Here is a 20,921-nt window from a genome sequence, read left to right as displayed (position 1 = left end):
CGATAATCCGACCCCCCTACCGGAAGCGCTTCAGACCGGCCGTTTGCGCTGCGGCAGTCAGGTACCAAGTGGTCACTCATTACTTCGCGTCCTTGCACAGCCGCGCAACCTTGACGCTACGGCGAAACCGTCAAGCAACGTCAACGATCACCGTGGCGACGAACGCCGGGGCGTCGCGCATGACCAGATGCCCGCTGCGCGGGACCAGCAGGTGCCGCCCGCGCGGGACGGATGCCGCCAAGACCTGATGCAGCGACCGGACCCGCTCCCGCTCGCGCCGGCGCGCCCGGCCGCCGGGCACCCAGCCCCGGTACGAGCCTTCAGCCGTGATCACCCGCACCGGCACGTCGGGCATGTCCCGCTGCCGCAGTGCCGCGCGTACCTGCTCCGCGGTGGCGGCGAAGGCCTCGTCCTCGCGGACCATCCCCGCCACGTGCCGCGACCGGGACACCACGTGGGCAACGCGCAACAGCCGACTTACCGCGACGTCGGCCCAGCGCATGATCGGCCGGAGCCCCGGCCCCTCGTCCTCGTGAGAGGGGTCAACGAGGACGACGGCGGCGACCTCCCCGGGGTGCTCCAGCGCGAACAGCCGCACGATGAACGCGCCCACGGAGTGACCGACCAGAACGTACGGCGGCGGCATGCGCAACTGGCCCAGCAGTTCCCGAAGCTCGCGGGCTTGCCGGACGCCGGTACGGGGCAGCGCACCAGGATCGCTGCGACCCAGTCCGGCGCGGTCGTAGCGGAGCACCGCCCGGTCCGGGGGTAGCCGGGCGCAGACCCGTCGCCATACCGACCCCGGCAGCCCCAGTCCGGCCTCCAGAACGATCACCGGGCCGCGGCCGGGCCGGTGCTCGACGGCGATAGTGGTGCCGGCCACGCGTACGCGGTCCGCACGCCAGCCGGCTTCCAGGGCACGGCGCCGGCCACACAGAGGCATGAGGCCAGCGTAGGACGAACCGCAGCGCCGTTCCGGCGGGATCGGCCGGCGCTCGACGCGGAGGCAGCGCGATTTCTGAACAGCCCGTAAAGATCTTTGCTCTGCGCCCGAAACGACTTTTGTCTACACGAACGATAGATTCTTCACTTTCCATCTGGCTTTGGTAATGGATCGACGATAGCCTTTCGGCCTTAAGGGGCTTGCTAAACGTATCGAGACGCTTGCTCTGCGCTTGGTCCGACGGACCACTCGACCCGATCACTGGGGAGGTGCCTGCCAGGTGTCCACCTCGTACCGGCCCACCGACCGCGGCTGGTTCCGGCCCGAGCCGAAGCCTCGGCCGCCATGCGGAACCGGTCGGTGCGACTCTCGCGATACAACTACGGCGCCGGCAGGCGCGACCGGTAGCTACAAGTGATCAAGCCTCGGACGTAACCGCGTCCCGAGCCTGCGCCCCCGCCCACCCAGGACCGCGTCTCCAGTTGGCGCCGTAGAGCGGCCCTGGGCGGATTGAGGACGGCAAAAAGCAAGGAGGATGATGTCCCATGCCCGAAGCCGCCAGGCGCAAGGCTAACAGTCTTGCCGGGCTGATAGCGCCGGCCGGCGCTGCGCTCGTCGGCACCGCGCTCACCAGACAGTCGGCCGGACCGCGCGGCGGCCCCCGCAGCCTCCCTCGCCTCGGCAGTGCGACACTCGGCGGCACAGCCCGGTGCGAGGCGCCGGCGCCAGGCCGGAACACCGACGAGGCCCCGCTCGATCAGGAGGATCTGCGGCTGCTGGCACTGCTGGCCGAGGGCATGCCGGTCAGCTCGGTGTCGCGGCGCATGGCCATGTCCGACCGTACGATCCGCCGGCGGATCCGGGCGATCTGCGAGCAACTAGACGTGAAGGTCACCGTGCAGGCGATCGTGTGGGCCGCGCGTCGCGGCCTCGTCTAGATCCTCTACAGGAGACAGTCGCTTGTAGTGGGAAAGAAGCGGCGCGGGCGGTGGGGGGACCCGCCGCCCGCGCCGCACCCGTCACATGTGGTGCTCGTGTCCGTGATAGCGGTCGAGCGCCATCTGGGCGTGCATCGGCAGGCTGCCGTCCTCGTTCCGGACCAGGAAGATGCCGACCATGCCCATGTCCGAGTGGAACTGGACGTGGCAGTGGTACATCCAGGCGCCCGGCCCCACGCCTTCACCTGCGATCACCTGGAATCCGAACGAGTCACCGCCCATCAGATCCTTGTTGTCGATGACCCGGCTCGTGTCGTACGAACCCTCGCGCATGCCCGTACGGTTGTCCCGCCAGCGGTGCCCGTGCACGTGGAACGTGTGGTAACTGTTCCCGTGCCCGATCACGATGAATTCGCACCGCTCGCCGAGGCGCGCCTCGAAAACCGGCGCGTTCGGGGCCATCAGGTTGTTGATCGTCATTTCGTTGAACACGACCGTGAACTGCTTGGCCGGCAGGACATCCCCGCGCCGCCGCACGACCAGCGCGCCGTACAGGCCCTTCGCGATCCCCTCGGTGCCGTGCGGCGTACCCATCGCGTGGTCGTGGTAGTGCCAGTACCCGGCGCTGCCGTCGGCCCACGTGCCGTCCTTGCGCTTATATCCCTCATGGCTGCGCCACACGTGCGTGCGGCGCGCGCCCGGCGGCGTCACCGAGTCGTTGATGTCGGTGCCGTCGGAGAAGACGTCATAGTCCACCCCGTGCACGTGGAGCGACACCGCCTTGTCGGTGGTATTGACGAGTTCGATCTCCAGGGTCTCGCCTTCCCACATCTCCAGCACCGGCCCGGGCACCGTCGCCTTGCCCGGCGCCAGCCCGTACCCGACGAGCTTGTCGGAGATCTTCTCGACGTACATGGTGATCCGGCGGGTACGACCGCGTGGCCGCTCCCTGTCGTCGTCTCGCGATGGCTCCTTGGCAAAGGCCTCGGCCGACGGCAGGGCACCCACCACCAGCGGGGTGACCGCGGTGACCGCGGCTCCGGCCAGCATCGAGCGCCGGGACACCCGACCCGCCGACGGTAAACGAGGTTCAGACATCCGCCATCAGTCCTCTCCGCGATGAGGTGCCCGGTGACTGTGCTTCAGCTCCAGCGCGGCCAGGTAGTCGTGCATCCGGTCAGCGCGGGAATCGGTCAGCGGGTTGCTCTGGTCGTCGTTCTCGATGATGAATTCGCGCATACCGAGCCGGATGGCGGCACCGAGGATCGTCGCGTAGTCGACGATGCCGGTGCCGAGGTCGGCGAGGCTGCCGTCGGGGTGCAGGTCCTTGACGTGACTCAGCAGGATGCGCCCCTTGTTCGCCGCCATCAGGTCGATGTTGTCCTGCGCGCTGAGACCGGCTGCGCTCGACCAGCCCATGTCGAGCTCCAGGTACAGCAGGTGCGGGTCGGAGCTGTCGAGCAGGATCTGGTAGAGGGTCCGGCCATCGGAGCCGCGACGGAGGAACTCCTCGGTGTGGTTGTGGTAGCCGAGTTTCATGCCGGCCGCCCGGATCCTCTCCCCTGCCCGGTTGAAGACGGCGCCGGCCTGGGTGAAGCCCTCGGGAGTTCCCGGCACCCCGCCCGGGCACACGATGTACTTCTGGCCGAGGATCTGCGCCATCTCGATGAGCTCACCGACCCGCTTCTCATTGGTGAACTCGTTGTAGCCGTGGTGGCTGGAGACCGCGGTCAGGCCGTACTTGTCCAGCAGCGGGCGGATAGCCTGGGCGCGCGCGGGGGTCGTACCGCCCGGGAATCCGGCCATCTCGACGTTGCGATAACCGGCCTTGGCGAGAGCGCGGAGACACGCCTCCGTCTGGGTCATGAACGCGTCGCGCACCGAGTAGAGCTGAAGACCAATCTTGCTGTTCGGGAGGTGCCGGCCGGGCGACCTCCCGGACTCCGCGGCGAAGGCGCTCGAGGCGGCGCCGCCGAACACGCCCATCGCACTGACGCCCGCCGCGGTGGCGGCCACTCCCCTCAGGAAGGCGCGCCGGTCAAAGGGGACGCGATGTCCACCACACATTGAACTGCTCCTTTTGGTACTGGCGGGAACGCACACCCGCCGGGGGATACGCGGTGCTGCTGGCGGCTGGTGGCGGGTCAGGCCCGCCACCAGCCGCCCTCGTCCGGGGGTCAGTCGTCGCAGTTGCGCTTCTTGTCGTGGTCCTTGTGGTCGTTGTGCTCCTTCTCGCACCTGTCCGCTGGCTTGGTCTTGCTCTTGCTCTTCACGACGGAGAACGAGGCGGTGCCCACGGCCGAGGTGTTCCCGGCCTTGTCGGTGGCCCGGTAGGTGACGGTGTGCCGGCCAGGCTGGTTGATCGTGAGCGGCGCGGTGTAGGCGGCGAACGCCTGACCGTCCACCGAGTACTCGATCGTGGCGACGCCGGAGCCGGCGTCAGTGGCCGAGATCGTGACGGTCGCGCTGTCCACGTAGTTCCAGGCCCAGTCCATGCTGCCGGCGATCACCGCCGAGACCTGCGGCGCCGTGGTGTCGCCGGGGGCCGGCGGGGTCACCACGGTGAACTGCACCGAACCCACGGCCGAGACGTTGCCCGCCTTGTCGGTGGCCCGGTAGCGCACGGTGTGCTGGCCGGGCTGGTTCACCGACACCGGCGCCGAGTACCCCACGAACGTGGCCTGGTCCAGGGCGTACTCCACCGTGGCGACCCCGGACTCGGAGTCCTGCGCCGAGATGGTCACGGTGGCCGACCCGACGTAGTTACCGCTGGCGTCCTTGTCCCCGGCCACCGCCGCCGACACCTGCGGTGCGGTGGTGTCGCCGGGCGGGCTCGTCACGGTGAACTCGACCGCGCCCACGTTCGAGGTGTTGCCCGCCTTGTCGGTCGCCCGGTAGTTGACGGTGTGCTTGCCGGGCTGGTTGACCGCGACCGGCGCCGTGTAGGCGGCGTAGGGCTGTCCGTCCAATGAGTACTCAACCGTCGCGACCCCGGACTCCGCGTCGCTGGCCGAGATCGTCACCGTCGCGCTGTTCACGTAGTTGCCGGCGCCGTCCTTGGTCCCGGAAACCTGCGCTGAGACCTGCGGCGGCGTCTTGTCCTGGGCCGGTGGGGCCACCACCGTGAACGAGACCATCCCCTCGGGCGAGGTGTTGCCGGCCTTGTCCTTGGCCCGGTAGTGGACCATGTGCTGTCCGGGCTGGTTCACCGTTACCGGCGACGAGTACGCCGTGAACGGCTGCCCGTCCAGCGAGTACTCCACCGTGTCGACGCCGGACTCGGTGTCCTGCGCCGAGATGGTCACGGTCGCCGACCCGACGTAGTTGCCTGCTGCGTCCTTGTCGCCGGTCACCGACGCCGACACCTGGGGCGGGGTGGTGTCCGCGGCGCTGCCGGTGACGACGAACTCGCCGCTCATCTGGTGGCCGGCCATGGCGCAGAAGTAGCGGTACTTACCGGGGGTGAGGTTCACCTGGGCCTCGTACCGGCCCTTGTTCGGGTCGTACGGGCTCGCGGTGATGTTGAGGTCGACGTCGTGGTTGTAGCCCGGCGTCGAAGTGTCGAAGGTAAGGGTGTGCGGCATTCCCGTGGTGTTGCCCGTCGCCGCGCTGTTCTCGAAGACGATCGTCGCGGGCCCGGCCGTTGCCGTGGTCGGCGCGGAGGCGTAGGCGGTGATGCTGTCGTTGCCGGTGAAGGTGAGGACCTGAGCCGCCGCCTGGGTGGCCGCCGGTTGGGTGTGCAGGGTGGTTGAGTTCAGCCAGAGCGCTGCCGTCGCCAGGAGCACCATCAGGGCCGGTAGGCGGCGCGCCGTTCGGGGCGAGCTGAGCGCTCGGAGGAAGGCCGTCAAGGACGGCGCGGAACGTAACGTGGCAAGCATGGCGTCATGCACCTCTCACGATGTGGGGGGTGTGCCGGGTGCGGAGGGTTGTCGCCCCGCACCCGGCACCGATCGGCTACAGCTCCCGGACCCGGATGCTGCGGAACTCGATCAGGTCGTTGTTGCCGTGGTTCTGCAACCCGATGAATCCGCTGATGAACTGCCGCAGGTCCGTGGGCGGGTCGCCGGCGCGGGACGACTGCTTGCCCGGCGTGTTGTCGAACTCGTTGATCACCACGCCGTTACGGATGATCGTGTAGTGCTGGCCGACCACCCGGACCTCGTAGTCGTTCCACTGGCCCTTCGGGGTAGCCCCCGCCTTGTCCAGGCCCTGTGACTGGAAGTTGTAGATCGAGCCGGTCTTCTGCGGCTCGCCGGTCTCCCCGTCGTAGATCTGGATCTCCTGACCGCAGTAGATCGCAACCCAGGCAGGGGACGTCCGGGCCGCCCCGACCGTGCCGCAGCTTCCGGTCGGACGCTGGTCCAGCGGGGTCCTCGGGTCGGGGAACCGGGTGAAGACGCCGCTGTTGGCCCGGAAGGCATCCGGCGAAACGTCCCGGAACTGCAGCCGTACCGAGAAGTCGGCGAACGCCTCCTTCGAGTACCACAGCATTCCCAGGCCGCCGGAGCTACGCATGGTCCCGTCGGGCTGCAGGTTGAACTGGCCCCCTGGAGCCTGGGTCCACCCCGCGAGTGACCGCGCCGTCCCGTCGAAGATGGGCTGGTACCCGGAGGTCTTGCCGACCTCGGAGCGGGTGGCAGCGCGCTTGAGCGCGGACGCCTCGTCGTTGCTGACGCGCCCCTCCTTGCGCAGCTGGTTCACCACGTCGTTCACGTGGCTGACGAATTCGCCCTGGTTCTTCCAGGCGCGCTCGTCGTCGATCAGGTCGTTGATCGTGCAGCCGCCACCGACTTCGTGGTTGGCCACGCCGGTGTCGGTGTCGAGCATCCGGACCCTCGGACGGGCGTCCGGTGCCGCGCAGCCCGCGAGGACGTCGAACTTGCCGGTCGCCTTCTCTCCGTTGGCGTAGGTCACCGTGACCGTCGCGTGGTAGGTGCCGTACCTCGCGTACGTGTGCGTCGGGTTGGCCTCGCGCGACGGCCGGCTGCCGTCACCGAAGTTCCATTCCCACGCCACGCCGCCGATCTTCGCGCCGGAGAACGTGACCGTCTTCGGCTTGCTCTGCACCATCGCCCGCCCCGTGGCGGCGTTCGGGTTCGGCGTCGCCGGACCGCCCTTGTAGCTGATGCGGATCAGCTTCTGGTTGGGGTGCAGGCTGAAGAAGCCGCCCGCGTAGTCCAGCATGTACAGCGCGCCGTCCGGGCCGAACTTGGCGTCCATCCAGCTCTGCAGCTGGGTGTCGCCGCCACCGGCGCGGATGATCTGGCGCAGGTCCTCGGCGAATGCCGGTGGGCCTTGCTCCTTGACGGTGTCCGGGTTGACGGTCACGGCGACGCGGTTGTTCGGGTTGGACTCGTCACCGATGAACCACTTGTTGTCCCAGTATGCCGGCCAGGCGACACCGCTGTCGGTGTTGACCTCCGACCGGTGGTAGGTCGGGCCGTCCATGATGGCCTGACCGCCACCCTTGAGGTACGGCTGGGTGTAGGTCGACTCGCTCGCGACGTAGGTCGGCAGGCCACTGCCGTCGGTCCGCTTCGGGAAGACCGGCCCACCGCCCTGGGGCGAGTACCAGATCATGTTGTTGCGGGCCGGCGGGATGTTGACCAGACCGGTGTTGCGCGGCGAGGTGTTCTTCAGGTTGTCGCAGTCGTACCAGCCGGTCAGGACCGTGGCGTCGGTGTTGCTGCGGTCCCGGTAGGGCTGCTTGTTGCCCATGCAGTAGGGCCAGCCCTGGTTGCCCGCGGACGTGATGATCGTCGCGGTCTCGTACTTCGCCGGGCCCAGCTCCGGGCTCGGGGCTCCCGCGTCCGGGCCGACCCACGCGGCGGTCAGCCAGTTGTTCTTCTTGTCCCAGGCGATCCGGGCGATGTTGCGGACGCCCATCACATAGATCTCCGGGCGGGACTTGCCGCCGCCCTCCTCCTTGCCGGTGAACAGGTTGCCCTGGGGAATCGTGTACGTGCCGTCGGCCTCCGGGTGGATGCGCAGGATCTTGCCGTTGAGGTCGTTGGTGTTGCCGGATGTACGGCGGGCGTCCTGGAACGACAGGCCCTTGTAGTCAGCGGTCCAGTTGTTGCCGGAGTACCCCTCGGAGCCCTGGGACGAGTTACTGTCACCGACCCCGATGTAGAGGTTGCCGTTGTTGTCGAAGGTCATGCCGCCGCCAGTGTGGCAGCAGCTGTGGATCTGGGCGGTCCAGTGCAGCAGGTCCTTGCGGGTGCCCTGATCGATCGTCTGCTTCGCGGCGTCGTAGGTGAACCGCGAGACCGTCCGCTCACCGGTGCGCTTGTCCCGGTCGATCGACGCGTGCGGCATCCAGTACGCGTAGACCCAACCGTTCTTGTCGAACTTCGGGTCGAGGGTGATGCCGACGAGGCCCTCCTCGTTCTTGACGAGTTCGTCACCGCTGCCGCGGTTGCCCATCACCGGGAGGGTGGTGACCAGCTTGACCTGCTTCGTCTTCGGGTCCCACTGGTGGATGGTGCCGCAGCCGAGGCCGACGTTCGGGTCGTTCCAGTCCCGGATCGGGCCGGTCGCGCAGGCGGCCTTGCCGATGTAGAAGACCTTGCCGTCTCCGGCGATGGTCAGGCCGTGCGGCTCACCGATCTGGTCGAGCTGGCCCGGCTGGTTCTTCGCGGTCAACCGCTCGATCTGGTAGTTCGAGCCGATGGTCGCCTGGCAGTCACCGCGGAGCACGCCGGTCGTCCACCCGATCGCGCCGAGCAGGTGGCCGAGGAACTGCGTGTCCTTGGTGTAGCTGTCCGTGGTACGGCCCATGCCGGTGTAGAAGGACCGGCCACCGTCGTAGTCACGGCACCACGAGACCGGGTGGAACGCGCCGTTGCCGCTCTGGCCCGAGTTGTAGGTGTTCTCCTCGACCTGCGCGATCGTGTGGACCTGGCCGATCGGGTTCGGATCCCAGTTCATCCACTGGTCCGACCGCGTCCACTTCAGCGGCAGGCCCTTGTTGGCCGGGTGCTGGCGGTCGGTCACGTCGACCACCGCCTGCTGAACCTTGTCCTCCGCGGGCGACCCGGCATCGGGGCCGAACAGCCCCAACTCGGCGAGCTGGATCAGCGGCTCACCCCGGTTCGCGGTGATGTCCAGCCGGTAGTACTGGTACGCCTGGCCGTTGGTGAACTGGTACATCTTGGTCTGGAACCGTTGCGGGAAGCTCTGCCCGGCCTGGGTGTCCAGGGTCGTCCAGTTCGTGCCATCCGTGGATCCCTGCAGCTTCCAGTCCTTCGGATCCCGGCCGTCGGAGTCGTTGGCCGACGTCATCCCGTAGCGGGTCACCGCCGTCGGCTTCTCCAGCTTCAGCGTGACCCACCCGGTGGGCTGGAACGCCAACCACTTGGTGTTGTTGTTCCCGTCGACCAGCTTTTCCTTGGTCTCGTTCGGCGGGTTCTCACCGCTCGCCGCTACTTCGACCACCTTCTCGGCAGGAGGTAGTCCGGTGCCCGGGCGGGTGCCGATCAGGCCGGTGAACCAGCTGGAATTGGACTGCGCGCGGGCCGCGTCGTGCACGCCGACGAACCCACCGCCGCTGTTCATGTAGGCCCGGAACGCGGCCTCCTGGTCTCCGTTCAGCGTCACGCCCTTGGCGGACAGCAGCACCACGCCCCGGTATCGCGCCAGGTTGTCGTACGTGAAGACGCTCGGGTTCTCGGCCTCGTCGACCTTGAACCCGCCCTTCTTACCCAAGTTCTTGATCGCCGCCGTGGCCTGCTTGACCGGGTCGTCCTGCTGGTCGGCCGGACCGTGGAACACCAGCACGTTCACCGAGCTCTGCTGCTCGTCTTCGTGCTCGTGTCCGTGGCCCGACGGGTCCGCGAGGGCGGGCACCGTCGACAGCCCGAGCACCAGCGCGGCACCCGATGCCACGACCGCCCCGCGGCGCCAGGCGCGGGCCCTGCCAAATCTCCCGGATGTCCGGGGGCTGGGCGGATCGGAGCGGTGCGGTCCGACCCATCGGGATAACCGGAAGTTGGAAGCTTGAGCCATCTCGACTCCTCCAGGGTTGAGGTGCGCCGGACAGGCGCCCCCGATGGCTCATCCGGCTCTCACAACCCACCGGGCGCACGGGCATGGCTGTACCAGGGCATGCCGGCATCGGTCCCGGCGGGCGGGGGGAATGAGATGACCCGGATGAAGAAACCTTGATGCGGGTACGTGACGTGGGTGGGAACCCGGGTGCAGTGCTCCCGTCTGTTATCGAAGGGTTACGCGTTGATTGCAGACGCTAACCATCGATCTCAGCCCCATCGATACTCCGGCCCGATGTTGGCCGATGCCGGCCAACCGTCCGCGGTGCGTCTTGACAGGAATCGGCGCGCTGGCCCGGCCACGCGCTCTGTCGAGGATGGACAGCGCAGGATGCTGCGCCGTCACGGCGCCGCCGGAACCAACCGGTCTTCGACGGCGGACGCCCTCCCGCTCCCGTAGCCGCCGCGCCCACCCGCTGACGGGGATACGGCGGTACGGTCCTATTGACTTCGACAGGCACCCCTAGCTGCGGAATGGCTGAGAGTCCTGGCGTGGGCTAAAGTCTGGTTAGCGCGAAAACGCTTCTCGTAGGGGGACCTCGGCGGCGGCCCGCTCCTCGGTGGGCGGTTCGACAGCGCCCGGGATGGCGAACAGACGCTGTTCTTGCAACGGAAAGATTCCTGTAACTGCCATGAGTTACTGATTCGTTGATAAGCAACTGCGACCGACCATAAGCAATTGACGTCGCGCACGTGCCAGACCGTGCTTCTCCCCCGCCGGAGACGTTACCGACGGGGGGAGAGCGCGCCCATCATTCAGCCACGCTCTCCCGATCGCCCCTGCGATGAACAGGGCAACCTTCAGTACAGCCGAACACGCTGTACTCGTACCAGGCTGCCTGGTAGGTAAAGCGACCAACATCCGTCAGAACGTACTGAAGCCGTCCGGCGTACGTCTATTTGATGTTTGCATTCATCGCCCCATGCCATTGACTGGGGAGTCGCTGCATGAGGGCGATCATCGCGCAATACGTGTACTGGATCCGTCCACTTCAGATTACCCGGATGCGTGTGAGTGCGCCAATCATCAACGCCCGCTGGATCAGGCATTCCTTCACCTAATCGAGGAGGTCCCCGCACCATGCGCATCCGAACCGCTCTTTCGAGAAAACCCGCCCTTGCGGGGGCGGCTGCGCTCGCCGCCCTCGGCATTTCCGCGACGTCCGCGGTGTCCGCCTCGGCATCGTCGAGCCCGATGCCGAGCCCCTCGGCATCGTCGATGCTCAGCCCCTCGGCTTCGTCGATGCTCAGCCCCTCGACTTCGGAGCGGCCGAACCCGAGATCCACGCCAGGAACGAGACTGAGCGCCCCGGCCTCGCCGAGCCCGTACGCATCGTCGAGCCCGGGTCCCTACATTGCGTTGGCGAACACGGACCCGTCGGCGGCGTCGAGCTACACCAACGTGAACCAACTGTTGAACAGCGCGGCCGTCACCGAGGCCGCCGCCTACCAGCAGTACTACGGCTACGCCGCCGCAGCGGATCAGGAAGGCTACACGGACCTGGCCAACGTCTGGCGAACTGTCGGCCAGGTTGAGCACCAGGATCACTACACCCACGAGATCACGCTGTCCGGGCTGTACAGCGGCTCGGACAACATCGCCAACCTGAGGATCGCCATCCTGCAGGCGCAGGAGGCCGCGAAGGCGTACGAGCGCTGGGCCGGTGAGGCACCCGACCACGAGGCGGCCCACGTGCTTCGGAAAGTCGCCGAGCGGCAGACCGTCGCCGCGGACCTGCTCACGCAGGCGCTCGACGCCCTCCAGGGCCAGGATGGCTCGGTGCCGGCCGCGCCGGAGATCGAGTACTACCAGGTCAAGGTCTCACCGGAGCCGCACTACTCCGGCACTTTCTTCACTGAACTGACCGGCGCCTCTAACTCGGCCCTCGCAGCGGCATCCTGGCAGTGGGCGGAGTACCAGTGGATGGCCAAGGTCGCCGTCTCCACCGGCCAGGCGGATCTGGGCAAGTTGCTCAGCGCGCTTGAGATCCAGGAACAGCAGAACTGGAACTGGCTGTCCAACCTTGCCGGTTACGTGAACGGCGTCCAGCTGAACCTCCAGGAGTCGATCGCCTCGGAGCAGGGCGCGATCGACATGTACACGGCGTGGGCGACCAGGTCGGACCAGCTCGGCAACCCGAGCGTCGCCAGCACCTTCCGCAGCATCACGACCGACGAGCAAGGCCACCACCAGACCTTCACGACCGAGCTCGCGCAGGTGCAGAGCGGGAACTGACCCGGGCGGCGGTAGCCCGGCGCAGGATGGAGTGTTCGTGAAAGCCGTCGTCTACGAGGACATCCGCACCGTCGGAGTGCGTGACGTGCCGGACGCACGCCTGGAGGCCGACTCCGACGCGGTGGTCCGCGTGACGTCCAGCGCCATCTGCGGCACCGACCTGCACATGTACGACGGTCGCACCGGCGCCGAACCGGGTCTGGTGCTCGGCCACGAACCGCTCGGCGTGGTCGAGCAAGTTGGGCCCTGCGTCGAAACCATCACCCCCGGCATGCGGGTGGCGATACCGACCCACCTGTACTGCGGCACCTGCCACCTATGCGCCCGGGGGCTGACCGCCGCCTGCCTGCGCGCCCGCCCCGACGGCATCGGCGCCGCCTACGGGTACGCCGGGATGGGACCGTACCGGGGCGCCCAAGCCGAACTGCTGCGCGTACCGTGGGCCGACGCCAACTGCATCCGCCTGCCCGGCCAGCCCGGCGACGCCCACGAAGACGACTTCGTCCTCCTCGCCGACGCCTTCGTCACCGGCTGGCACGCCACCCGGTTGGCCGACGTGGCCGCCGGTGACACCGTCGCCGTCTTCGGCGCCGGCACCATCGGGCTACTCGCCGCCTACTCGGCTCTGCTCCAAGGCGCCCGCGCGGTGTACAGCGTCGACGGCGTCGACGCGCGCCTGGACATGGCCAGTGAGCTCGGCGCCACGCCGGTCGATTTCCGGGCCGGCGACCCGGTCGACCGAATCCGCGAGTTGCGAACCCGGGCCGGGCTGCCGATCGGCGAGGAGAAGCTCGACGGCGTCGACAAGGTCATCGACGCGGTCGGGTTCCAGGCCCACGACCGCACCCACCCGGACCGGGAACGGCCCAACCAGGTGGTCGCCGACGCCGCCCGCCTGGTCAACGCATGCGGCGCGGTGGCCGTCATCGGCGTGTACCCGGAAAAGGACCTGAACCCCCAGCCCGGTGAGACGGCCGACGGGCGGCTCACCGTGCCGTGGGGGACATTCTTCAACAAGGGCGTCAGCGTACGGTTCGGCCGTACCCACGACCGCCGCTACACCACCCACCTGCGCGACCTCATCACCTCTGGACGGGCTCACCCGGGCGCCATCGTCACCCACCACGGCAGGCTCGACTACGCAGCCGAGCTGTACCGGCAGTTCGACAAACGCGAAGACGGCGTCATCAAGGCCGTCCTCCACCCCTGACGCACCGCATCCCGGGCCGGGCGAACAGTCCAGATCCGGCCGGGGAAGCCGACAACGGCCCGTAGGCTGCCGACGCTGGCTCAGGTCCCGCGTGCGTGTTGTGCCCCCGCCATCGCCGGGGTCACCAGACCCAGCTCGCGGGCGAGGCGCGTGCCAAGGTCGGGGTCGACCTTGGCCCAGTAGTCGTTGACGGCGCGCTCCTGGATGGGGCGTTCCACCTCCTGGCTCAGGTGCCCGATGATGTTACCGACCAGATGGTCGCGGTCGGTCGGGGTCATCACCTGGCGGTAGAGCGTGCCGGGCTGGATGAAGTCGTCGTCGTCGCGGTGCGGCTGGTAGGCCGCGCGCATGATCTCGGCGGCCGCCACGAACCAGCTCGGGTCGCGGTAGCGCTGCGGATCGGCCTTGGGCCCGCCGTAGCTGTTCGGCGCATAGACCGGCTGGCTCCCGTTGTGGCGGTAACGCATCGGGCCGTCCTTGTTGTAGTTGTGCACGTCGACCCGCGGCCGGTTGACTGGCAGTTGCATGTAGTTCGGGCCGTTGCGGTAGCGAGCCGAGTCGGCGTACGCGAACATCCGCCCCAGCACCATCCGGTCCGGGCTGGGCCCGATGCCCGGGACCATGTTCGCGACGTCGAAGGCGGCCTGCACAATCTGCGCGAAGAAGTTGTCGGGGTTGCGGTCGAGCACCATCCGGCCGATCGGGATCGTCGGGTAGTCCTTGTGCGGCCAGACCTTGGTGATGTCGAAGGGGTTGAAGCGGTAGTTGACCGCGTCCTCGTACGGCATGATCTGCATCTCGAGGCGCCAGGACGGATAGTCGTTGCGGGCGATCGCGTCCCACAGGTCACGCCGGTAATGGTCGAGGTCCTCGCCGCGCATGGCCTTGGCCTCGGCGTCGGTGAAGTTCTGGATGCCCTGCTCGGTCTTGAAGTGGTACTTGACCCAGAACTTCTCACCCGCAGCGTTCTCCCACATGTACGTGTCGCTGCTGTAGCCGTTCATGTGGCGCCAGGAGCGCGGCGTGCCCCGGTCACTCATCAGGATCGTCACCTGGTGGGCCGACTCGGGCGAGAGCGTCCAGAAGTCCCACTGCATGTTGTTGTTGCGCAGGCCGCTGTCGGGCATGCGCTCCTGGGAGTGGATGAAGTCCGGGAACTTCATGGGGTCGCGCACGAAGAAGACCGGCGTGTTGTTGCCGACGAGATCGTAGTTGCCCTCTTCGGTGTAGAACTTCATGGCGAAGCCACGCACGTCGCGGTCCGTGTCCGGATAGCCCTCTTCGCCGGCTACCGACGACAGGCGCACGAGCATCGGCGTACGCTTGCCAACTCCGTTGAGGAAGGCCGACTTGGTCCACTGGCTGACGTCGGCGGTCACCTCGAAGTAGCCGAAGGCGCCGCCGCCCTTGACGTGATACACGCGGTCGGGCACGCGCTCGCGGGCGAAGTGGGCCAGCTTCTCGATCAGGTACGCGTCCTGCAGCAGGTTGGGCCCGCTTGGGCCGACTGTCAGCGAGTATTCGTCGCTGGAGACCGGGATACCGGCATCCGTGGTCGTGTTCGGTCGTTGCGCAGTCATAATTCCCCCTTGCGCGACGCTCAGTGAGCCGCGTTTACTACCCGGCGGCCTCGGCATACACCTGAGCCGAGCGTCCTGCCGAGGAACCCGCGGATGTAGCCGGTGCCGTGAAAGACTGGTGGGAGCACATCCGGCAGATGACGACATGACCTGCGAGACCGGGGGTGGCTGTGTCATGACCGACCAGGCCGAGGTCTTCGACGTCATCGTGATAGGTGCTGGACCGGTCGGGTTGAACGCCGCCGCGCGCGCCGTACGCGGCGGCCTCACCGCAGCCGTCATCGAGGAGCGCCTGGCCGGCGGCGAGTGCGAGTACTACGCCTGCATCCCGAGCAAGGCGCTGCTGTGGCCGATGGCGCTGGCGGCCGAGGTGAACCGGATGCCAGGGCTCGAACTGCGCGGCCCGATCGACACCGCAGCGGTGCTGGCCCGCCGGGACGAGACCGTGTCCCACCTCGACGACAGCCACAACGTGAGCTGGGTCAAGAATCTCCCGGCAACATTCGTGCGGGGCCACGGACGCCTGGCCGGGCCACGGCGGGTCGAGGTGACCGCGCCGGACGGCGGCTCACGGGGGCTGCGGGCCCGGCACGCCGTCGTGGTGGCGACCGGCAGCGACCCGGCGATCCCCGACGTGCCGGGGCTGCAGCAGGCGCGCCCGTGGACCAACCGGGAGGCCACCGAGGTCCAGCAAGTGCCCAAACGGCTGGTCGCGATCGGCGGTGGGCCCGTGGCCTGCGAGATGTCCCAGGCGCTGCACTCCCTCGGGGCGCTAGCGACGACCGTACTCGTGCGAGAGGACCGCCTCCTCGCCCGGACCGAGCCGTTCGCCGGTGAGATGCTCGTGAAATCGTTTCAGGACAATGGCATCGACGTGCGCCTCAACCGCTCCGCCGTCCGGGTCGAGCGCCCGGTGCCGGGCGGCCCGGTCACCGTCCACACCGACGACGGCGCACAGGTCGATGCCGACGGTCTCCAGGCCGAGGTCGTCGACGACAGCATGCGCGCCACCGGTATCCCCGACGGCTGGCTCTACGCCGTCGGTGACGCCAACGGGCGCAACCTGCTCACCCACATGGGCAAGTACCAGGCCCGCGTGTGCGGCGACGTGATCGCCGCCCGGGCCAAGGGGCTGCCCGACGACGCGCCGGGCATGCGCGACACCGCCGACGGACGGGGCGCGCCCCAGGTCATCTTCACCGAACCGCAGGTATGCATGGTCGGGCGCACCGAGTCCCAGGCCCGTGCCGACGGCTTCCCGATCCGTGCCGTGGAGTACGACATCGGTACGGTCGCCGGCGCCGAAGTCCGCGGCGTCGGCTACACCGGCCGCGCGAAGCTGGTCGTCGACGAAGACCGCCGCGTCCTGCTCGGCGCCACCTTCGTCGCCCCCGACATCGACGACCTGCTGCACTCGGCCACCATCGCCGTCAACGCCGAGGTCCCGCTCGACCAGCTGTGGCACGCCGTTCCACCGTTCCCGACCGTGAGCGAGGTCTGGCTCCGCCTCCTGGAGGAGTACGGGCTATAGGCGCGACCAATCGACGGGAGGTCCACACCATGACATCCGCCAAGCCAGGAAAAGGCGCGGCGATCGTCACCGGCGCCAGCCGGGGTATCGGCGCCGCGATCGCCGAAAAGCTGGCCGAAGACGGGTACGGCGTGGTCGTCAACTACGCGGCGGACGCCGAGGGCGCCGAATCGGTCGTCTCCACCATCCGCAACCGCGGCGGCCGGGCCGTCGCCGTGCGCGCGGACGTGGCGGCGCCAGACGACGTCGCAGGCATGTTCCAACGGGCCCAACAGGAGATGGGGCCGGTGACCGCGCTGGTCAACAACGCCGGGACAACCGGCAAACAGGCCCGCATCGATGAGCAGGAGACCGCTGATCTGGCCCGGCTGATGCAGGTAAACGTCATCGGCCCGATGGTGTGCGCCAGACACGCGGTGCAGGCGATGTCCACCGCCCATGGCGGCAACGGTGGATCGATCGTCAACATCGCCTCCATCGCCGCCCGGGCGATTCCTGGTATCCCAGGATTCGTGCCGTACGCGACGACCAAAGGTGCCCTGGTGACGTTCACCCGTGGGCTGTCCAATGAGGTCGCGCCCGAAGGGATCCGCGTCAACAGCGTCTCGCCGGGCGTCATCGCCACCGAGATGACCTCGGCGTCGCCGGAAGCGATGGAGGCCGCCGCGAGTAGCCCGATCGGTCGTATCGGCCAGCCCGAGGAGGTCGCCGCCACCGTGTCGTGGCTGGTCTCGCCGGCGGCGTCGTTCGTCACCGGCAGCGATATCACGGTATCCGGCGGCCGCTGACAGCAGCGTCAGCGTTCGAAGAGCGCCGGTGCGCTTCCATGAGATCCACCGTCGCCCCCAGTCGCGTGTCACGTGAGGGTGCGGCGGCCAGGCCATGGGAGGGAACATCCGACCGCCGCACCTGCAAACGCACAGTAGGCAGCGCGTTACGAACCTTTATCACCTGTGGTTATGCGGCTACTTCCACGCCCATACGTCGCGCAAGCATCCGGAGATCGTCAGAGACTGATCGCCGTCGAGCCCGGTGCACCATTACCACCACGGCGTCACGAGCCATCGCGTTGAGGCTGAACGGAATCGGGGCAGCCCGCTCCGCGTTCATGAACGCGATCAGCGCCTCCCGGTCGGTCTTCCCCGAATGCGCCAGCGCGCGGCCGAGGTGCAGCCAGTACGACTGGTGCCGATTGGCGACCTTCAGCCGGCGCGGCTCGATCGTGCCGGCCAACTCCACGACCCGGCCGTACTCGCCGAGTTCCGTCTCCACCGCCATGCGCCACAGGCCAAGGTTGGTCGGCCCGAACGCCAACACGTTAAACCCGACCCCATCCCTCGGATCACCGAGCGTCGCCGCTTCCCGACGTGCCTCGACGAGATGGGCGGCGGCATCAGCGGGACGTTGGTCCACCGCGCACACCAGCGATGCCGACAGGTGGAGCTGGCCGAGCATCTGTCGCACGTCGGTATCGGAGGCCTTGTCCTGCAAGGCGGACAGCGCTTTGTTCGCCACGCGGCTGGTCGTGTGCGCCGCCTCGATGGGCAGCGACAGGGTGTAGACGAACTGAGTCGATCCGATCCACGCCGCGTTCTCGGCCTGCTGTGCGGCGTTCATGGCCACCCGCGCCGCGAACATCGCCATGTCCCGGTAGCCGAGGCTACTCAGGCATTCCGACGCGGCATGCCCCACCTCGGCGAGGGCGGCCCCGCCGTACGCGGCAGCGTCCAGCAGGAGGCTCGGCAAGAGCCCTGCCATCGGCGCGTACTCCGACCGGGCGCGTAGGCCCGTGATGTGCTCCACCGCGGCGGCCATCTCCTCCGGACCCCGTGCCGGGGTACGCCGCTCGCCTTCGTCGATCTCGACGAGCGTGACCCGGATCGCCGGTACTGCCGCGTCGGCGCCGGCCTTGAGTGGGTCGGCCGGGTCGCCGGGCTGCCCCAGCAGGTCGGCGACGGACACCTGCAGAGCTGCCGCGACGGCGACGAGGGTGGACCGCCGCTCGACACCCTTGAGACCGGACTCCACCTGCGAGATGTACGACTGCGACACCCCGGCCAGGCCGGCGAGGGCCGCCTGTGTCATGCCGCCGCGGCGCCGCCGCCAGTACCGGATGCGCGTCCCGATGTGCGCGGCGATCGGACCGTCCATCGTCATGGCCACCGTCCCAGGTAGAAGCTGGGCTGCGAGCAGGCGACCGCTACTCCGACGCCCACCGTACCCAGGACGGTACGAGAAATCGAATCTGCTTCGCCACGGCTGTCCCCTATGACGAGCCATTCCTGGTGCCGCGCTCCAGTTCGGAGCCGCCAGGGTGCCAGCTGACGGCTCCGAACTGGGAGTAGTTTCTAGTCCTGGTTCGACAGGTCCAGGATCCTGATGTTGCGGAAGGACACGACGTCCACGGCCCCGCCGTGGGACTGGAGGCCTACGTACCCCACCAGACCACGAGAGCTCGAGTCCGGGTCCTTCGGACGACCGGGGAACGGAACGCCGGGGACGTTCTCGTACTCGTTGACGACGACGCCGTTGCGGATCACCGTGTAGTGCTGGCCGACGACGCGGATCTCCAGGTCGTTCCAGACACCGGCCGGTGTGGGCTGCGACTGCGTGCCGTTCAGGTCCGCGAACCCGTAGATCGAACCGGTCTTGCGCGGGTCGTTGCCGCCTCCATCCGGCGAGTCGTTGATCTGAATCTCATGGCCGCAGTTGACCGCGATCCAGCCCGCCGGGTTCGTCTGCTGCGGGTTGCCGTTGAACGTCATCGGGCACCCGGGGACCGGCGGCCGAGGCGCAGGGAACCGTACGTGGACGCCGCTGTTGGCCCGCTTGCCGGCGACCGGTGAGTCGTCACGGAACTGCAGCTTCAGCGAGAAGTCGCCGTACGGCCGGGTCGCGTACCACAGCGCGCCCAGGTTCGGCGCGCCTGGACCGGACTTCAGGGTGCCGTCGCGTTCGAGCGTGATGCTCGACCCGCCCGCGTACCGCCACCGTTCAAAGCACTTCCGGGTCCCGTCGAAGATGACCTCGTACCCCTTGTCGGCGCCGTCGAGCACCTTCCCGCACTTGGCTTTGTCGTCGTCATGCCGTTCCGAGCCACTACCCGAAACCGACGCGTACCCTTGCTGCGCTGCCGTCTGTACCGTGGCCAACGCCTCAACGGGCAGGAGGCCAACGAACGCGGCTAGCGCGACGATCTTCCGCATGTTCCCTCTTCCCGTGACCGGAACCCGGCCACTTCGCTCGAACCGTGGACTTAGGTGCGCGGAAATCTCACCTGGTCAGGAGGCCGACGGTGACGGCGTCACCGCCATCGGCTGGGTCATGTCGTGCGGCGGCATCGACCCGTCCTTGTTCAGGACGTGGAACGTCGTCGTCATGCCGATGTCCGAGTGGAACTGCACGTGGCAGTGCAGCATCCAGTGCCCCGGACCCACCGAGTCGCCGGCCTTGACCTGGAACCCGAATGAGTCGGCCGGCCCGACGGTCCGGTTGTCTATCACCGGTACCGAATCGGTGTTGTTGTCGTCGCCCTTGCCGAGCAGCCCCGTTCTGGTGTTCGCCCAGGCGTGCCCGTGGAGATGGAACGTGTGCATGTCGTTGCCCGTACTGATGACGACGAACTCCACCCGCTCCCCCTGTCGTGCGACCATGCAGGTGGGGCCGGGCTGCGGGTTATGGGCGTCGCAGGTGTCGGTGTCCGGGGCCCGGCGAAGGTTGATGGTCTGCTGGTTGCCGAACGCGACCACGTAGGTGTGGGCCGGCTTCGGGTCGCCCGGCCGCCGCACGATGACGGCACCGAACAGCCCGGAGGCAACTCCCTGTGTCCCATGTGGAGTCCCGACGACGTGGTCGTGGTACCACCAGTAGCCGGCCGTGCCGGGGGAACCGTCGCGCTTGTCGGGCTTCTTGGCGTACCAGGTGTACGTACGCGACTCGCCGGGCGGGACAAAGGAGTTGCTGTGCGCGGTGCCGTCCGACTGCTCGGTGTACTTGACGCCGTGCACGTGCAGCGACACGCCCAGGGGGTACTCGGGCTTGGCACGCAACTGCGTGAGCGTCTCGATCGGCACCTGGTTGTGCAGCGTGATCGCCAGGCACTCGCCCTCCATCATCTCGATGGTGGGCCCCGGGTACGAGGCCGTTTCCGGAGTCCGGCCGTACCCGAGGCGGATCTGCCCCCTGTCCCGGGGCAACTCCACGGCGTAGAGGTCCATGCTGCGGTTCGGCTTCGCACAGCCTTCGGGCTGCCCGGCCTGGAACGTCTTCGGGCTGGCCCCCGCGGCCAGGCCGCCCACCCCGACGAGAGCCACCACCAGGATCAGCGCGCTGAGCGCACCCCGGGGCGATAACGGAATCGCTCGGGCCAGCAGGGACCGGCCCTTGTCAGAGTTCTTCACATGGATCTCCTCAACCAGTACGTGGGGGCACGCTG

General features: G+C 68.1%; 13 protein-coding genes and 1 pseudogene. 5 read left to right on the top strand and 9 right to left on the bottom strand.

Annotated features, from left to right (window positions below; genetic code table 11):
• Positions 1 to 130: 130 nt before the first annotated feature.
• The gene (locus tag HC028_RS18945) at positions 131 to 943 is read right to left on the bottom strand and encodes an alpha/beta fold hydrolase (RefSeq protein WP_168078703.1); all 813 of its coding nucleotides are present in this window, start codon (positions 941 to 943) and stop codon (positions 131 to 133) included.
• A 545-nt stretch (positions 944 to 1,488) separates the two neighbouring features.
• On the opposite strand from HC028_RS18945, the gene HC028_RS18940 reads away from it, so the two are divergent.
• Positions 1,489 to 1,881: a LuxR C-terminal-related transcriptional regulator gene (locus tag HC028_RS18940; protein ID WP_168078702.1), complete on the top strand. Its 393-nt coding sequence runs from the start codon at positions 1,489 to 1,491 to the stop codon at positions 1,879 to 1,881.
• An 81-nt stretch (positions 1,882 to 1,962) separates the two neighbouring features.
• Here the strand turns inward: HC028_RS18940 and HC028_RS18935 are convergent, their stop codons facing one another.
• From HC028_RS18935 to HC028_RS18920, 4 genes and pseudogenes are all read right to left on the bottom strand, one after another.
• Positions 1,963 to 2,979, bottom strand: a complete 1,017-nt coding sequence (locus HC028_RS18935; protein WP_203981252.1) for a multicopper oxidase domain-containing protein — start codon at positions 2,977 to 2,979, stop codon at positions 1,963 to 1,965.
• A gap of 6 nt (positions 2,980 to 2,985) precedes the next feature.
• The gene (locus HC028_RS18930) at positions 2,986 to 3,948 is read right to left on the bottom strand and encodes a sugar phosphate isomerase/epimerase family protein (RefSeq protein WP_168078701.1); all 963 of its coding nucleotides are present in this window, start codon (positions 3,946 to 3,948) and stop codon (positions 2,986 to 2,988) included.
• 200 nt (positions 3,949 to 4,148) lie between these two features.
• Positions 4,149 to 5,669: pseudogene (locus HC028_RS18925) on the bottom strand (chitobiase/beta-hexosaminidase C-terminal domain-containing protein); the annotation flags it as partial.
• Between the two features lie 166 nt (positions 5,670 to 5,835).
• The gene (locus HC028_RS18920; RefSeq protein WP_239075408.1) at positions 5,836 to 9,768 is read right to left on the bottom strand and encodes a ThuA domain-containing protein; all 3,933 of its coding nucleotides are present in this window, start codon (positions 9,766 to 9,768) and stop codon (positions 5,836 to 5,838) included.
• A 1,521-nt stretch (positions 9,769 to 11,289) separates the two neighbouring features.
• Here HC028_RS18920 and HC028_RS18915 point away from each other — a divergent pair.
• Positions 11,290 to 12,165: a ferritin family protein gene (locus HC028_RS18915; RefSeq protein ID WP_168078698.1), complete on the top strand. Its 876-nt coding sequence runs from the start codon at positions 11,290 to 11,292 to the stop codon at positions 12,163 to 12,165.
• Positions 12,166 to 12,202: 37 nt separating this feature from the next.
• Positions 12,203 to 13,375, top strand: coding sequence for a glutathione-independent formaldehyde dehydrogenase (locus tag HC028_RS18910; RefSeq protein ID WP_168078697.1), 1,173 nt, complete (start codon positions 12,203 to 12,205; stop codon positions 13,373 to 13,375).
• 80 nt (positions 13,376 to 13,455) lie between these two features.
• Here the strand turns inward: HC028_RS18910 and HC028_RS18905 are convergent, their stop codons facing one another.
• Complete coding sequence (locus tag HC028_RS18905) at positions 13,456 to 14,955, bottom strand: catalase (protein ID WP_168078696.1); 1,500 nt, start codon at positions 14,953 to 14,955, stop codon at positions 13,456 to 13,458.
• 175 nt (positions 14,956 to 15,130) lie between these two features.
• Here HC028_RS18905 and HC028_RS18900 point away from each other — a divergent pair, with 175 nt between their 5' ends.
• Positions 15,131 to 16,486: a dihydrolipoyl dehydrogenase family protein gene (locus HC028_RS18900; RefSeq protein ID WP_168078695.1), complete on the top strand. Its 1,356-nt coding sequence runs from the start codon at positions 15,131 to 15,133 to the stop codon at positions 16,484 to 16,486.
• Between the two features lie 29 nt (positions 16,487 to 16,515).
• The gene (locus HC028_RS18895; protein WP_168078694.1) at positions 16,516 to 17,274 is read left to right on the top strand and encodes an SDR family NAD(P)-dependent oxidoreductase; all 759 of its coding nucleotides are present in this window, start codon (positions 16,516 to 16,518) and stop codon (positions 17,272 to 17,274) included.
• Positions 17,275 to 17,443: 169 nt separating this feature from the next.
• Here the strand turns inward: HC028_RS18895 and HC028_RS18890 are convergent, their stop codons facing one another.
• The 3 genes from HC028_RS18890 to HC028_RS18880 all read right to left on the bottom strand — a co-directional run bounded on the left by HC028_RS18890 (position 17,444) and on the right by HC028_RS18880 (position 20,886).
• Positions 17,444 to 18,643 carry a helix-turn-helix domain-containing protein gene (locus tag HC028_RS18890; RefSeq protein WP_239075407.1) on the bottom strand — a complete coding sequence of 400 codons (1,200 nt, stop codon included), beginning with the start codon at positions 18,641 to 18,643 and terminating at the stop codon, positions 17,444 to 17,446.
• A gap of 191 nt (positions 18,644 to 18,834) precedes the next feature.
• Positions 18,835 to 19,692, bottom strand: a complete 858-nt coding sequence (locus tag HC028_RS18885; RefSeq protein ID WP_168078693.1) for a 3-keto-disaccharide hydrolase — start codon at positions 19,690 to 19,692, stop codon at positions 18,835 to 18,837.
• 75 nt (positions 19,693 to 19,767) lie between these two features.
• On the bottom strand, positions 19,768 to 20,886 hold the full coding sequence (locus HC028_RS18880; protein WP_203981249.1) for a multicopper oxidase domain-containing protein: 1,119 nt from the start codon (positions 20,884 to 20,886) through the stop codon (positions 19,768 to 19,770).
• Positions 20,887 to 20,921: the final 35 nt, after the last annotated feature.

This window comes from Planosporangium flavigriseum (assembly GCF_011947225.1).
Taxonomy (GTDB): domain Bacteria; phylum Actinomycetota; class Actinomycetes; order Mycobacteriales; family Micromonosporaceae; genus Planosporangium; species Planosporangium flavigriseum.
The sequence above is the reverse complement of the archived record's forward strand: the minus strand, read 5'-3'. Positions and strand labels throughout refer to the sequence as shown.